Annotated in this window: 15 protein-coding genes and 2 pseudogenes; all 17 read right to left on the bottom strand. The window is 33.8% G+C overall.

The window, feature by feature from the left end:
* Nucleotides 1-13: 13 nt before the first annotated feature.
* Nucleotides 14-538 (bottom strand): hypothetical protein, encoded by a 525-nt coding sequence (locus IGJ23_RS03630; RefSeq protein ID WP_286335840.1) that lies wholly within the window; start codon nucleotides 536-538, stop codon nucleotides 14-16.
* Nucleotides 538-897 carry a hypothetical protein gene (locus IGJ23_RS03625; RefSeq protein WP_010718823.1) on the bottom strand — a complete coding sequence of 120 codons (360 nt, stop codon included), beginning with the start codon at nucleotides 895-897 and terminating at the stop codon, nucleotides 538-540. The genes IGJ23_RS03630 and IGJ23_RS03625 overlap by 1 nt, the downstream gene beginning before the upstream one ends.
* Nucleotides 898-1,639: 742 nt before the next feature.
* Nucleotides 1,640-2,125 (bottom strand): annotated as a pseudogene (locus tag IGJ23_RS03620) (hypothetical protein); the annotation flags it as partial.
* Entirely contained in the window at nucleotides 2,112-2,387 is a 276-nt protein-coding gene (locus tag IGJ23_RS03615) for an immunoglobulin-like domain-containing protein (protein ID WP_306453878.1), read from the bottom strand. The gene IGJ23_RS03615 and the pseudogene IGJ23_RS03620, both read right to left, overlap by 14 nt.
* Nucleotides 2,388-2,402: 15 nt before the next feature.
* Nucleotides 2,403-3,299: pseudogene (locus IGJ23_RS03610) on the bottom strand (phage baseplate upper protein); the annotation flags it as partial.
* 12 nt (nucleotides 3,300-3,311) lie between these two features.
* A complete protein-coding gene (locus IGJ23_RS03605; RefSeq protein ID WP_317751303.1) occupies nucleotides 3,312-6,023 on the bottom strand; it encodes a phage tail spike protein in 2,712 nt (903 codons plus the stop codon).
* Nucleotides 6,020-6,769 (bottom strand): phage tail protein, encoded by a 750-nt coding sequence (locus tag IGJ23_RS03600; RefSeq protein WP_220380911.1) that lies wholly within the window; start codon nucleotides 6,767-6,769, stop codon nucleotides 6,020-6,022. Before IGJ23_RS03600 ends, IGJ23_RS03605 begins: the two co-directional genes overlap by 4 nt.
* A gap of 5 nt (nucleotides 6,770-6,774) precedes the next feature.
* Entirely contained in the window at nucleotides 6,775-9,297 is a 2,523-nt protein-coding gene (locus tag IGJ23_RS03595; protein ID WP_181934958.1) for a phage tail tape measure protein, read from the bottom strand.
* 15 nt (nucleotides 9,298-9,312) lie between these two features.
* On the bottom strand, nucleotides 9,313-9,516 hold the full coding sequence (locus IGJ23_RS03590) for a hypothetical protein (protein ID WP_010720110.1): 204 nt from the start codon (nucleotides 9,514-9,516) through the stop codon (nucleotides 9,313-9,315).
* A gap of 8 nt (nucleotides 9,517-9,524) precedes the next feature.
* Complete coding sequence (locus tag IGJ23_RS03585; RefSeq protein ID WP_010720111.1) at nucleotides 9,525-9,887, bottom strand: hypothetical protein; 363 nt, start codon at nucleotides 9,885-9,887, stop codon at nucleotides 9,525-9,527.
* Nucleotides 9,888-9,889: 2 nt separating this feature from the next.
* Nucleotides 9,890-10,489 (bottom strand): major tail protein, encoded by a 600-nt coding sequence (locus IGJ23_RS03580; protein ID WP_010720112.1) that lies wholly within the window; start codon nucleotides 10,487-10,489, stop codon nucleotides 9,890-9,892.
* A gap of 16 nt (nucleotides 10,490-10,505) precedes the next feature.
* A complete protein-coding gene (locus IGJ23_RS03575; protein WP_034866409.1) occupies nucleotides 10,506-10,829 on the bottom strand; it encodes a hypothetical protein in 324 nt (107 codons plus the stop codon).
* Nucleotides 10,826-11,206, bottom strand: coding sequence for an HK97 gp10 family phage protein (locus tag IGJ23_RS03570; RefSeq protein WP_010720113.1), 381 nt, complete (start codon nucleotides 11,204-11,206; stop codon nucleotides 10,826-10,828). Before IGJ23_RS03570 ends, IGJ23_RS03575 begins: the two co-directional genes overlap by 4 nt.
* A complete protein-coding gene (locus IGJ23_RS03565; protein WP_010720114.1) occupies nucleotides 11,199-11,519 on the bottom strand; it encodes a phage head closure protein in 321 nt (106 codons plus the stop codon). Before IGJ23_RS03565 ends, IGJ23_RS03570 begins: the two co-directional genes overlap by 8 nt.
* A gap of 2 nt (nucleotides 11,520-11,521) precedes the next feature.
* A complete protein-coding gene (locus IGJ23_RS03560; protein ID WP_317751300.1) occupies nucleotides 11,522-11,788 on the bottom strand; it encodes a hypothetical protein in 267 nt (88 codons plus the stop codon).
* A 28-nt stretch (nucleotides 11,789-11,816) separates the two neighbouring features.
* Nucleotides 11,817-11,960, bottom strand: coding sequence for a HeH/LEM domain-containing protein (locus tag IGJ23_RS03555; RefSeq protein WP_010720115.1), 144 nt, complete (start codon nucleotides 11,958-11,960; stop codon nucleotides 11,817-11,819).
* 2 nt (nucleotides 11,961-11,962) lie between these two features.
* Nucleotides 11,963-13,231: a phage major capsid protein gene (locus IGJ23_RS03550; protein ID WP_438774629.1), complete on the bottom strand. Its 1,269-nt coding sequence runs from the start codon at nucleotides 13,229-13,231 to the stop codon at nucleotides 11,963-11,965.
* Nucleotides 13,232-13,233 lie beyond the last annotated feature (2 nt).

Below are 13,233 nucleotides of genomic sequence, written 5' to 3'. Positions count from 1 at the left end.
GTTATTCCCCCTATTAATTTGGCCACGCATCATTTGTAAAATAGCTGATGGTTCCAGAACACTCTTGATTTTCTGGTAAATTTGTAGTAGAAACCATCACAACAATTCCCGAAGCATTTGCGTAAACAGATAATGCAGGATTTCGATTGGTTTTATTTGCCAAAGTTCCACCCCAATCCTTTAGCGAAATCGGATTATATCCTCTTGGAAAAGGCATTAAAACTTTCCATCCAGCAAAATTTGCTGATTTATTTGTAATCGCAAAATTAGCCACTACACTTCGTCCACATCGTTCAAATCTGACTGAACTTTCATTGGTAAAATCTGTTGTATTCGTTGTTTTTACTGTTTTTGAAACAAAACGATCTAAAGCTACTGGTGTATCATTCACTGTTGGTGTTTGTAAAAAGTTTTTAAAACCATCAACTGACTGATTACCAGATGTTTGTACTAATGCTTCAGCTCCATCAATTGCTCTAAAATGAGTTTTTAAATATTTAGGAACACCATTTTCTTTTAATTGCACAATATCAGACATTAAACTTCGCCTACTTTCTCAAATGTAATTTTTGCTACTCCATCTAATTTTGCTTTATCTTCTTTGGACATCAACCCATTAGCGTTCGTCGTAGCTACAGATGTCGTTGTTGCATTAACTCCAGGATCTCCCTTTTCTCCTTTTGGTAATACAAAATTGAATCTAGCCACAGATGAGGTTCCTACATTTGTAACAGAAGCAGTAGATCCACTAGTAACTGTACCTACAGCAATAGTTGCGGACTGTCCGGGATCCCCTTTATCGCCTTTAATTGTTGTGGGTTTGCCTTCTACAGCATTCCAATGAGTTTGAGGGTAAACCTGAACATTATTCTGTTTTACTTTTACAATATCTGTCATTAGTTTATACCTCCCCTATTTTGTCAAAAGTAAAGTTTAAGCTTTTTTCATTTAATTCTTGGAGCTGTTTATTTATATATTCAATAGTCATGTTCCAAATATATTTATTTGGATCTTGAAAGTCTTCCAGTCCTATCCCTACATATTTATATTCTGTCGTTAAGCCAGCTCCCTCATCTTTTGTTAGATAATAAGGTGATTCAAATAAATTAGGCTGATATGGCGTAGCTATTGAAGCTTCTTCTAACTTGATATATTCTATGTTGATTGATCCATCTACTATTTGGGAATTACTATCTAAACGTAGATAAGTACGCTCTACTTGTTTCATTTCTACCACGCTACCAGTAACAGAAATAATTTTTGTTTCTCCCGCTAACATAGCAGATAAGTTCGTTCCCAGTAGAATATTGCCCCCGGGAAATTTTCTATAAGTTAGTCGAATTTTTGATAAGTCTCCTACAAAATCCTCATTCACTGTTACCTTAGCAGAAAGCGTATAGGTTGTTTTGGGTTTAATTTGCACAACATTACCTGTTTCAGCACCAAAACCAGAATTTCTGAATGTCAATTTTACACCTCTATTTTCGTTGACAATTGTTACATTATCTTTTGTTGTAAAATAATCACTAGTTATAGTACTTAATAGATTTGGGTTTCCACTATAATCATAGTCTCCAAAGTCGATGCTGTTTGAATAAACTTTCTTAATTTGAGAACAAGAAGTTATTTCATTATCGTTTGTTGTACTAATAGTGCCATCTTCTGTAATCGAAATATTGGCTCCTGCTTTCAAAATTTTCAAAGACTCTAGCTTCTGTTTCAACTCTTTAGTAAAATTAAAATCTGTTTGCTTAGTTGCAGACAGAATACCTTCTTCAGTGACTTCTAAAAGTTCACCAACTTTTATACCTCCTAATTTTTCAGCAGTAGCAATTGGTAAAAGATATGTTCCACTTTCACCATTTACAATCTTTTGAAACATTTCGGCAGTTAAAATACCATCAGTATCTTCGCTTGCGTAAGGTAGTTTGGTAATCGCATTTTCTAATCCTAAATCAGCCTTCGTTAGAATGACTGCTCCAGATTTACCGTTAACCGAAAGAACTTTTGACTGTCCCGAGGTAATGTTTTCTAATCCTAAGACTGCAGAAACATGAGTAATTGGCATAAATTGACGTTGAACTCCTGTGTCGTCTGTTTCCATCATACGTTTAACCTTCACCAATTGATTCACCTTCTTCCTGAACAACAACTGATTTTCTTGTTAATTCTATAGTCATATTGTCATACAGTACGACTTGTACTTGATCACCTAATTGAATTGTTTTTCCAGTGTAGTATTTAAATGTGCCATTTTTTAATTCATTGGAAGGGACGATATCTTTTTTCTTACCATTTATTTCAATACCAATTTTTGTTGCATCAAATACTTTGCATGTACCAGTAATCCAATCTGTTTTTCCAGCAATATATGGATTAATAGTCAAAATCTTATCTATTACTACTTCCTCCAGAGTAAATACACGCTGTTCTTTATCATCAATTGTGGCTACAATTAACGCTCCTTCGGATATATTATTTTCAATACTTTCTACTTTTTCTATCTCATGATTCCTAGAAAATAAATCATCTTGTAGAATATCCACTACTTCAATTTCAGCATACTCGATAGTAAATAAGCTTGTTCGTAGTTTTTGATACAAATAATTCATATCGGCAAGCAAACGTTCTGAAATTGAATTGTGTCGTTTTCCTTGAATATCTACTCTCGCATCCACTAATTCCGCAAGCATTGTTCCACCAGGATCAATCGTCTTTAAAATATCCTTGATTGATTCAAACCATGCCAAATAGTCTGATTCTTGTCCTTCTCTCCAATCTTGGAAACTGTGTTCCTGTTCTTGTCTCCAACGTTCAAATTCTTCTTTCCTTTCATTCATCCAGTCCGTAAAATCGCCTTTATTTTCATTAATAAAGTCCGTCATATCCGCAATTAAATCTTCGATTGATTGCCAATAAGAACCCATTTCTCCTTCTGTTTTTGAAACAGCATTAATGACAAAATAAGAGAAGTCTTGAGTTGTTCCAATCAAGTCTTCTCCTTTAAATATAATGAAATTGGCTGTTTGTCGATGTAAACACTGCATGGAATATTTATCAAAAATATAGTTAATTTTCCCTTTTTTAGCATCCACAATTTTTGTTTCTAATTGGACTGGATATTTCCCACCTACAACTGATTCAAAATATACCTTACATTCTGATAAATCGTAGGGAAGACCATTTTCAACTATAGTCGCTTCCATAACCTCTGTATTCTTATTGCCTTGTCGAACTTGAATCATCCCCACATAATTATATGGTTCTGTTGTACTTAAAACGACATTCCATTTACTCATAGAATCACCACCTTAAAATTGGATATAATTTCTTGGATTCTCAAAATCAACAACTGGCTGTGGCCAATAATTTTTCATAATTTGAAAATGTAGATGTTCTCCTGTAGATGGACCAGTTGTTCCCATCAAGCCAATTTGAGCGCCTTTCTGGACTTTTTGTCCAACAGAAACATCAATACGAGACAAATGAGCATAACCTGTCCACTTCCCATTATTATGTTTAATAACCACGTAATTACCATACCAGTCATAATAATTAGCACCAGCCTGAACAACTTCCCCATCTAATGCTGCAAAAATAGGTGTATTAGGATTTCCATTTACAAGATCAATTCCATTATGAAATTCTTGACCGCCATTTATTGGACTTGTTCTCCATCCACATTCTGAAGTAACTGTCACTGGTTTTTGAATTGGACAAATGAAATTCCCTCCAGGTTCTGAACTAGTTAATCCATGTAATTTGTTATACCAAGATTGGGCATAATTTTGGCGTTCTGGATGTGCAGAAGCTGGGCGTTCGAAGTTCATTTCAAAAGCATACGCTGCACTTTTGGCATCATTGATCGATTTAAATCCTGATACTGTGGTTGGATTTACTTTTCCGAGCCATTGACCGTTGAACATACACCAATCTAATAATTTTACTTGGGCTTCAATACTTCGATAATCTTCTTGAATCCCTGCGGTGTTCATCAAACGCTGAACATACTCTCGTCCGTTCCAAGTTGGTGATCCGACTAACGGATAAGCAGAACCATCCCATTGAACAATCCCATAAGCTGGACCACCAAGTTGTTCTGTATCAGGGTTCATACTTGCTCCAACCTCCCCCTGAATATTTCCTAGAATACCTGCAGCTGCATATTCAGAATAACCACGAGCTTTCAACATTGTCCAAATTTTCCATGCTCTTTTTTCAGCTTCCGTCGTCAATTGAGGAGGGATGGTTCCAGGATCACTTCCTCCACTGTTGTTCCCTGTGATTTCTTTTCCGTTAACGGTGAGTTTGCCTTGTACATCTAAGTCTCCAAAATAAATTGCTTTACCATTTCCTAATAAAACTAATCCTTTACCAACTTTAGGAGAAATCAAAATATATTTGCCGTCTCCATTTGTACGAATAACTAAAGAATTATCTTCAATAGGTGTGGGAGTAGAAGCTCCAGGAAAAGGATTACCAGCAGAATCAGTTGTTCCAATCGTTCCAATTGAACTATTAGAATTCCAAAATTCCATTCCTTTTTTAGTTAACTCCATTATTTTCTTTTTGTTATTCCAAATTTGAAGTAGTCCATTAACTAATTTCAATACATCTCCAGTTTTGTTAAAAGAATTTTGAAAGATATCTGCTTTGATTAATCCAGTTTGTATAAAATTGGCATTAAACTTACCATCTAAAGTCCATGCGGTATCAAATGGTCCTTGCCACCCTTTTGATGAGAAGCCTATTCCGCTTTTATTTATTCGTAAAACAAGTTTTGCTTCTTCTAATTTAGGATGATCACAAAAGAATAAATCAGTCGGTCGATTCTTAGGCCACCATATAACATGACCACCATCATTACCAGAAATAATATTGGTGACTATATCAATAAAATCACTTGCATATTTTTTACCTGTATACCCTTTTAACGTATTTGATATTTCTTGTTTCTGTTTCTCAAAGAAGGTATATTGTGTATCGCCGGCTTCTAAAGATTCAACTCGCTCGTTTAAAGAATCATAAATTACTTTAGTTATTTGAGCAGTAATATTAATCTTAAAACGTTCATGAAAAATATCAAATGTATCAAATAATCCAACTTCACGAAATTTTTTAAATCGTTTTGCTAAAGCTGTATCTTCCATTTTTCGAATGTTCAATTCAATAGATATATTTGGTTGATCACAATTAGGATTCATGGAACTAAAATATTTCTTTGATACTTCATTTAAACTTTTTTGATCTGTAACACCTTGATCTTCTGTAAATTGAACATATTCTGAATAAATCTCGCCATCATACTTATTGATATTAAGTGAATCTACTGGATTTCCAAATATCCGTTCTGTTTCCCCTTCATTATTTTGTACATCTGCATAAGGAAAAATTCGAGTTAGTAACCCATCAAAATTAGTTTCAACTTTCAAACCAGTTAAATTTTTTCTGTATCTAAAAGTTGTCACATGATCTCTACCTCTTCGGTTTAATAAAGATAATTTGAATGGCTCATGTTTCATCTCGCCACCAAATATTTGGTTTAAAGAACCCTCTATTCCCTTAATACATTTTAAAGGATTGGATACTTCGATACTTGTTGATCCTACACGAGTAATATCACTAAACAAACGAATATCACTAGATTGATCCATTGATTTTTCTAAACACTTCATTGCTTCTTGACAAGTAGCTCGCTCAAATTCTAATTTCTTCACCGCACGATTTCCAAGTTTCATAGTTCTAGATTTTCCGTAAACATATAATAATCCTGTAGCCATATCTTTATAATGATTGTAAATATAAAAAATATGAAAATCATCCGTTGCGTTAGGTTTACATTTGATCTGATAATTATGATCTTCTAATTGACTTGAAAATTTAGCATTGATTGGAAAACTTAATTCGACAGTATAACTGCCATTTGCTTCCTCTGTCACTAGACATTTTTTACAATCAGATAATATGCCAATACCTCCAGCGGTAAAATCTGTGTCTGTAGGACTATATAATACTGGTTTCATATCTTAGTTTGCCACCTCGGTTCAATAACAATCTTTTTTACATTACTATTCCAAATAATCCGATTCTCACCAGAATCTAAATAAGGATAAACTTGGTTACTTAACAACTTCTTATGTTCATTTACTAAAACACCATCTACCTCACGATAAGTTTCCATCACATCTGGATCAGAATCGATTGTAATATCTGAAGTTACATTGGAACATTTTGTCTCTCTTCCATTAATAGAAATTGTCACATTGCCTGATCCATATATTGTAATTTTGGGATAAGATGGATATCTTTCTGGATTATAAATTGAACCCTGTTTTTCTAAGATAACAGGGTTCATTCCTAGAACATTTTTTTTGAAAGGAGCAATACTTAAATCAAACGAAAAAGGAACTCCTCTTAATGTATGAAAAGTTCCTTCGAAATTTGGTTCATTTATTACAATCGCTTGATAAATATATATCGGATCCCAATAAGGTACAAAATCTACATATTCTCCTTTTGTATCCAGTGCTTCTGTAATCAAATCTTCATAATATTGAATGTGTTCCAGTGTAGGTGATAAATAAAAACAATTTAAAGTTTGTTCAACATTTGTATAGTAACCACCATCGTTAACTGTTAACTTATTTAATCCAGAAACTTCTTCTAAATTAAATACCCTTTTAGCTTTTTTCTTTTCTGGTCTCTCACAAATAAATGCATTAAATTCTTTACTCCAATGATTTCCGAGTTTAAACCAACCATCAATCATGATTATCACCCACTAAATTCATTTTTATTTTTTAAATCAACAAACTTATACATCAAATATTCAGCAATTTGATCTAATATTTCTTTTGGTAAATTACCATAAGCTGTTAGATGTAAATGGATTTCATCTTTTGCTTGTTGTTTAGACAAACCTACATCTACAGCTTTTTGAATATAAGCCATTAGCTTATCTAGAGGCGCAATAGCTTCTTTACCAGCTTCACCGCCACCTAACAATTTATTTCCAGAAGCGCCAAAAATTGTCGGTTTAGTTAAAATCCCACCATCAGCAAACCATTTTACGTCAATCCCTGATGGATAAGAAAATTTTTTACCAAATATTTTATTAGAACTCCATTTCAAACTAAAATGGGGCATTGGTGGAAGTTCAATTTTAGGAATTTTTAATTTTAAAAATTTAAACAATTTTTTTATTGCGTTTAATTTATCATCAAAAGATCCGAACATAAAACTAGTAAGTGTTTTTACAGAGTTAGATAGTATCTTAAATGTTGCATCTGCAGGATCAGAAAATTGTGCCCAAAATTTTGACCACCATCCTTTTAGTTTGTTCCATTTATCAGAAAACCAATCAGTAATGGAACCCCAATTTTTTATTACTGTTATAGCTCCTGCTACAGCAGCTACAAAAATTCCTAATGCTACAACAACTGGACCGCCAACTATCCCTGCTAAAGCTCCCATAGCAACTACAACCCCAGTAATAACGCCTATTAGTGTACCTATTCCTAAAAAAGCTACAATAAAGGTTTTTACTGGACCTGGCAAATTTTGAAATATCTTTAAAATTTTTGTTAATGAATCTAACAGAGGTACTAAAGCTATTGCTAGTTCTTCACCTAATGGAGCTAAAGCTAACTTCAGCTCATTCCATGCTCCTTGCATTTTTTGACTAGTTGTAGTGGTATCATTATTTAATTTATCTGCTGCTCCTTGAACATCCTCATAGCCACCTTTAACACTCATTAGAGAAGTTAATACTTTTAAACTGTTATCCTCTCCTAAAGCGCTCCAAACAGTAGATGCTAGAGATAACGCTTCGGTTTTATTTTCCATCTCTCCTAAATCAGTAAGGAGCGACTGGATAACTTCTGCTTGAGAAGCTCCACCACTCTTATATGATTCAAATAACTCTTTAGATTTTTGAGAAAATGAATCAATATTTTCTTCTATACGTCCATCAGTTAAAGAAATTCCTATTTCTTTAACAACATCATTCACTTTGTCTAAATTATATGCTCCATTACGAGTACCATTCTCTAAAATTTGGAAAGTTTCTGAGGCGCTAAAGCCCATTTGAGACCATAACTGTGAGTATTCAGCCATATTATCTCCAACTTCATCTGCCCATGTACTGCCATTCCTTTGGAGAGCAACTGTGATCATATCCAATGCTTGTTTACCAGTAATTCCGTAATTTTGTTGCATAGCTGCAACTCCACGAATAGTTTCTTTTAAATCAACTCCAAAAGTATTTTCTAAAACTTTCGCATCTTGAACCAATTGACTCAAATCTTGGTTACTCATATCGCCAAGGTTTTTAGATACTAAAGCTACCGCATCTGCAGCATCATTCATGTCGTCGAAAAGTCCACTACTAAAAATATCTTTTAAAGCTTGTTCGTATTTTTTTGAGGATTCTGTTCCTGCGACTCCCATAGAAGCGTTTAATTTCTTTTGAGCATCTTCTACTTCTGTAAAAGCTTCAATAGTTTTTCCAGCCATATCTTTGGCTTTATCAGACATTTCACTTAGAGACTCACCAGCATCCAACAGATTGCCTTTGTCGATTTTATCGTCAATTTCTTCTAAAGTGTCACCTATTTTATCTAAAGCATCATCTGCTTTATTAGCATCACTTTTTAAACTATTTAAATCAGAAGAAACCTTTTGAACAGAATTTCCATCATCAATTGAATCGAGTGCTTGTTTCATTTTGTTGATGTCTGCTGTTTGTCCCAATGCAGCTCTACCAATTTTATTTAATGCATCTTCAAGTTGAGAGGAATTGGCTTTTCCTTCTTTGATTGCTGCCGTTAGACGTGTTCCTAAAACGTCTGAAAAATCATTGATATCTGTTCCTGTAGCTTCAAAAAAAGTGGATAATCGCTGTGTATTTTGAGCAAGTTTTTCTTGTTCTACTCTCATACTCGATAATTGCCCTTTAAAACCATTTAGAGCACCTTCAGTGGCTTCAATTTCTCGCTTAAACTTCCGATATTGTTCCTCACCAATTTCTCCTGATTTAAATTGCCTTTCTACATCCGCTTGAGCACCTTTCAGTGCTTCCAATTTATTGGTAGTTAATTCAACTTGTCGAGAAAGCAATTCTTGCTTCTGTGAGAGTAATTCAACGTTATTAGGATTTAGTTTTAACAAACGTTCTACATCTTTCAATTCTTTCGATACATTTGTCGATTGATTAACAATATCTTTCAATCCAGATGTTACGCCTTTAGTATCTGCATCAAGTGCAATTGTAATTCCTGAAATTTTCTTTTTAGCCATCCATCCTCCTCCTCTCTAAAATGCATCAAAGTCTGCTTGAGTCGCTTTTCTAGTTTTAGATTTTGTAGATGATTGTTCTTGATGATTATCTATCCATTCTTGAACGAAATCTAAGCAGTCACCTATTTCCATTAACTGCATTTCTTCATTTGATAAACCTACTTGTTTGCAAATAAAAAGAAATGACTCCGTAGTAAGTGTTTCGTCACTAGAAGCCATTTCATCGTTTACTTTTTTTTAGTTTGTATACTATGGGAAATCAACTCTTGTAATTCTCCAGCAAAGTCTGCTAATGGTAAAGAATCCAAACTTTCTAACCAAGTGATTGGATCAGGAATAGTTGAATCTGCCGCTTTAGCATAAGTCCATACAAAATTATATAAAAGGGTTAATTCTACCCTTTTCAAATCATCATATGAAATATCATTTAAGTTAAAACTACCATCTTCATTTTGATTGTCTAAAGCTTTCGCTAAAGTTAAGAGGTCTGCAAAAAAATCACTTCCAAATTGCATCTTATACCGCAAAGGTGTTGCAGCATTAGAAGCTAATCGAATTTCAGTAGCACCAATCTTAATTGTTTTTTCCATAATTAAGCAACTGCTCCTTTTTCATAAACTTTTGTAAACCATTTGTCATAAACACCAGACGGAGTATCTGGTCTTGTTTTAGTTTTTACAGCTTTATCAGAAGGCCGTGGTCCGGCACTAAATGTTAATTCTGACGTATTTGGATCTCCTGAATCCTTAGTTGTCGATCCTACCGTTGGACGATTTGCTGTACAATAATACAACACATGTCGAGTTGCTGTTTTATCTCCTTCAAATTGGAACATTAGAGCAAAAGGAGAAGTCTCAGCATTCGCATACTCTGTTTGAACTTTATCAGTATCATCTACTTTTTCTCCCAAAATATCTACAGCAAAATCTTCGGGAATTCGAGCGCAGGTATAGGTTCCGTCGTATCCTTGATTGTTTGGAGAAGTATAATAATCAACATTATCTGCTTTAAACTTAATCAGATCTCCAGAAGGTTCAATGGATAATTCAACTGCACCAGGAAAATGAACCGGCGTTCCATAAGTAATTTCTCCCGTTTCTGGATTTAAAGTCGCTTTAGCATAATAAACATTTTCCAATCCAAACTCTACACGATTCTTTTCAGCACTTACTGCTCTTTCTTTTTGTGCCATTTCTTTCACCTCTATTTTAAATATTGATTTCGTAAGCTTTTAAATACATTTGTTCGGATGACAAATGAGTTTCATAAGTATCAAAAGGAATTTTGTTTGTACTAAGTAATTCCTCTAATTTATTTTCTTCACGAATATTCTTGGTATTTGTATATAATTCAATGATAACGTCCGTCTTTTTGAGAAACACCTCATTATCAGCATAAAAATTATCACTTGAATTTTCATAGTAAAGTAAATAGGGTAATTCTGGTACTTGTCCTGGTTTCCATTCACGATAAGAAATAGGTAAATTCATTTGATCCAGCAATTGTTTCAATTCAGTTAACAACATACTCATTTCAACCTCCTAATCAACTCTTTTTCTAACGAAGAAACGGCCTTTTCTTCTGCGATAGCTATATGAGGTTGTCCTTTTACTTTCCCTATGGTTCGTCCGCCTCGTTTTAGAGCGTGACCATTTTCTAACAAGTGTGTTAATCGATAAGTAGGATCTTTTTGAAAAACAATTTGTCCAGTAGGACCTTGCTTTCTTTTGGTCCAATTACGTGCATATTTTCCAGAACGTTTTGGACTACTACGCTTTAATTCCTGAACAGTTTCTTTCGCCACAAGCTCTGTTGCTTCCCCTGCTTCTAATTCAACTTCTTTACTATATGACTTAACTACATTAGAAATTTCTTTTGATAATTCGCTAATGTGGATTGAATTACTCATTCCTATCACCTAAATTCAAACGGCAAATAACTTCTAACTCTTCATAATTTCTTTGATATGTTCGAATAATTTTGTATTTATTTCCTTCGAATTTAAGGTAGTTTTCTCCAGAATACTCATAAGGATGAATTATAAACAAATGAAGGTTCTCTATACCATTTTGTCCAGCCTGATAAAATTCGCCTCTACTTACATTATCCTCGTAAGCCATTACTGGATTTTCTTTGTATTTAGCTATCTGATTTCCTATTTCATCACTAGTAAATCCATCGTTTTCAAGAAGAAAAATATCTAAATCCCATGTCTTATCCATATTTATCCCTTCTTCATCGAAAGTACTAAATTATGCAATCTAAATTGTAAATTTCTTGGCATAACACCTTCACCTCTCGATCGATATCGCCAAGCTGAATAATCAACAATAAACATGATATGAAGATCATCATTATTATCAATTATAATTCCTTGTTCGGATTCTAATTCACTAATCACACTGTCAATAATTGATAACAAATACTCATTTCGCTTATCTGTCATGATACCTAAATTCACTTTTAATAACTCTAAAACTTGAGTATTCATAGTCATCTCCTAATAAGAAAAGAGGAAACTAGTCTGTTTCCTCTAATAATGTTAATAACTCTTTTTTGCTCGCATTTGATTTATAACTAATATTTTGTTCGTCAAGAATATTTTTTAAATCAGGAATCGTCAAAGACTCGTAACTATTTTTTGCCAGTCTTGACTCTGGCATCGTTACTCCCCCACTGTATCTAATGTTACTTCTACAAACGCTTCAGGCACTACTGGTTTTCCATCATAACGCCCTAAACCACGAACAGCTGTTTGATCTTCTCTGAATTTATAATGACCTGACATATCTACACGAACCGATTCACGTTCTACCAAAGTGTATTTATCAAACACTCCAAATAAGAGTTTATCTTGTGGTAAGTAGTTATTGAAAACTACTTTTAATCCTAAGAAGTTAGGTTGTGCTAAATTAGGTAATTGAACGACATCTACTCCATTAGAATTTACGTGAAGCGTTATCGTAGCAATTCGATTATAGTAAGTTTGACGATGCATAACAGCTACAATCTCACCAGTAGCATCTTCACCAGTATCAATCAATCCTAACACTGGAATTAGTTCTTCATAAGTTGGTTTTTTTGTTACTTTATTTTTGCCAGGAATTTTAGGAAGGATTCCATCAGGTTGTTTATCATCCTTTCCTGTACCAGTAACAATGGCTTTATCTAACCCTTTTGCAATAGATCGTGCAATTCGTTTCGTTAAATAATCATCTAAATTAATAACAGAATCCTCTAATAGAGAATTATCAATATAGACAATTCGACCAATTTTGAAACCGTCAAACTCAACTGCAGTTAGTTTAGAATCATCATTTTCTGGTAATGCTCCTCGCATTTCTAACCAAGTTGCTTCACTAGTATCTACATCTAAAATTAATTTCACACGACCTTTAGCAATCACTTTGTCAACTAATGGATATAGCGTAGTAAAATCACCAATACGCTCACGAATACGGTTGACAATGACATCTGGAATGATTAATTCTGCGCCACTTGGTCCATCTGGCAAAACTTGACCATTTGCACGCATTTGAAGTCTTTCGCGTAGTTCATTATAAAATTCTTTCACATCTGAACGTTCATGATAATCTGTATTAGTTTTTGCTCTGGTATTTTGTTTTACTGCCATATCTCTTTCCTCTCCTTTATTTGAAGGTTTCTTTTCATTCAACTGTGTTAATTCTTCTTCCAAAGAATTGATTTCTTCTTCTAGTTCTTGGGTTTGTTGATCATGAGGCTCTTTTTCTTCATTAAATTTATTGACCTCATCTTCCACTACTTGTTGTTCTTCCTCTGTTTTAGCTTCTTCAATGGCGGTTTCTAAATCTTTTTCTCGCTTTTGAAATTCAGCATCTTTTTCTCTTAATGAATTAAGCATTTCTTTTTTATTAGTAATTTTTCTTTGTAGCATGATTTGTTTTAGTGCCATGA

This window comes from Enterococcus sp. DIV1682a (assembly GCF_051711005.1).
GTDB classification, from domain to species: Bacteria; Bacillota; Bacilli; order Lactobacillales; family Enterococcaceae; genus Enterococcus_B; species Enterococcus_B hirae.
Note: the sequence above shows the minus strand (reverse complement) of the source record. Positions and strands in the feature narration are given on the sequence as shown.

What these genes read in the sequence shown, in the direction of transcription:
- IGJ23_RS03630 (WP_286335840.1), bottom strand. Translation starts at nt 538, where the DNA reads ATGTCTGATATTGTGCAATTAAAAGAAAATGGTGTTCCTAAATATTTA.
- IGJ23_RS03625 (WP_010718823.1), bottom strand. Translation starts at nt 897, where the DNA reads ATGACAGATATTGTAAAAGTAAAACAGAATAATGTTCAGGTTTACCCT.
- IGJ23_RS03605 (WP_317751303.1), bottom strand. Translation starts at nt 6,023, where the DNA reads ATGAAACCAGTATTATATAGTCCTACAGACACAGATTTTACCGCTGGA.
- IGJ23_RS03600 (WP_220380911.1), bottom strand. Translation starts at nt 6,769, where the DNA reads ATGATTGATGGTTGGTTTAAACTCGGAAATCATTGGAGTAAAGAATTT.
- IGJ23_RS03595 (WP_181934958.1), bottom strand. Translation starts at nt 9,297, where the DNA reads ATGGCTAAAAAGAAAATTTCAGGAATTACAATTGCACTTGATGCAGAT.
- IGJ23_RS03590 (WP_010720110.1), bottom strand. Translation starts at nt 9,516, where the DNA reads ATGGCTTCTAGTGACGAAACACTTACTACGGAGTCATTTCTTTTTATT.
- IGJ23_RS03585 (WP_010720111.1), bottom strand. Translation starts at nt 9,887, where the DNA reads ATGGAAAAAACAATTAAGATTGGTGCTACTGAAATTCGATTAGCTTCT.
- IGJ23_RS03580 (WP_010720112.1), bottom strand. Translation starts at nt 10,489, where the DNA reads ATGGCACAAAAAGAAAGAGCAGTAAGTGCTGAAAAGAATCGTGTAGAG.
- IGJ23_RS03575 (WP_034866409.1), bottom strand. Translation starts at nt 10,829, where the DNA reads ATGAGTATGTTGTTAACTGAATTGAAACAATTGCTGGATCAAATGAAT.
- IGJ23_RS03570 (WP_010720113.1), bottom strand. Translation starts at nt 11,206, where the DNA reads ATGAGTAATTCAATCCACATTAGCGAATTATCAAAAGAAATTTCTAAT.
- IGJ23_RS03565 (WP_010720114.1), bottom strand. Translation starts at nt 11,519, where the DNA reads ATGGATAAGACATGGGATTTAGATATTTTTCTTCTTGAAAACGATGGA.
- IGJ23_RS03560 (WP_317751300.1), bottom strand. Translation starts at nt 11,788, where the DNA reads ATGAATACTCAAGTTTTAGAGTTATTAAAAGTGAATTTAGGTATCATG.
- IGJ23_RS03555 (WP_010720115.1), bottom strand. Translation starts at nt 11,960, where the DNA reads ATGCCAGAGTCAAGACTGGCAAAAAATAGTTACGAGTCTTTGACGATT.
- IGJ23_RS03550 (WP_438774629.1), bottom strand. Translation starts at nt 13,231, where the DNA reads ATGGCACTAAAACAAATCATGCTACAAAGAAAAATTACTAATAAAAAA.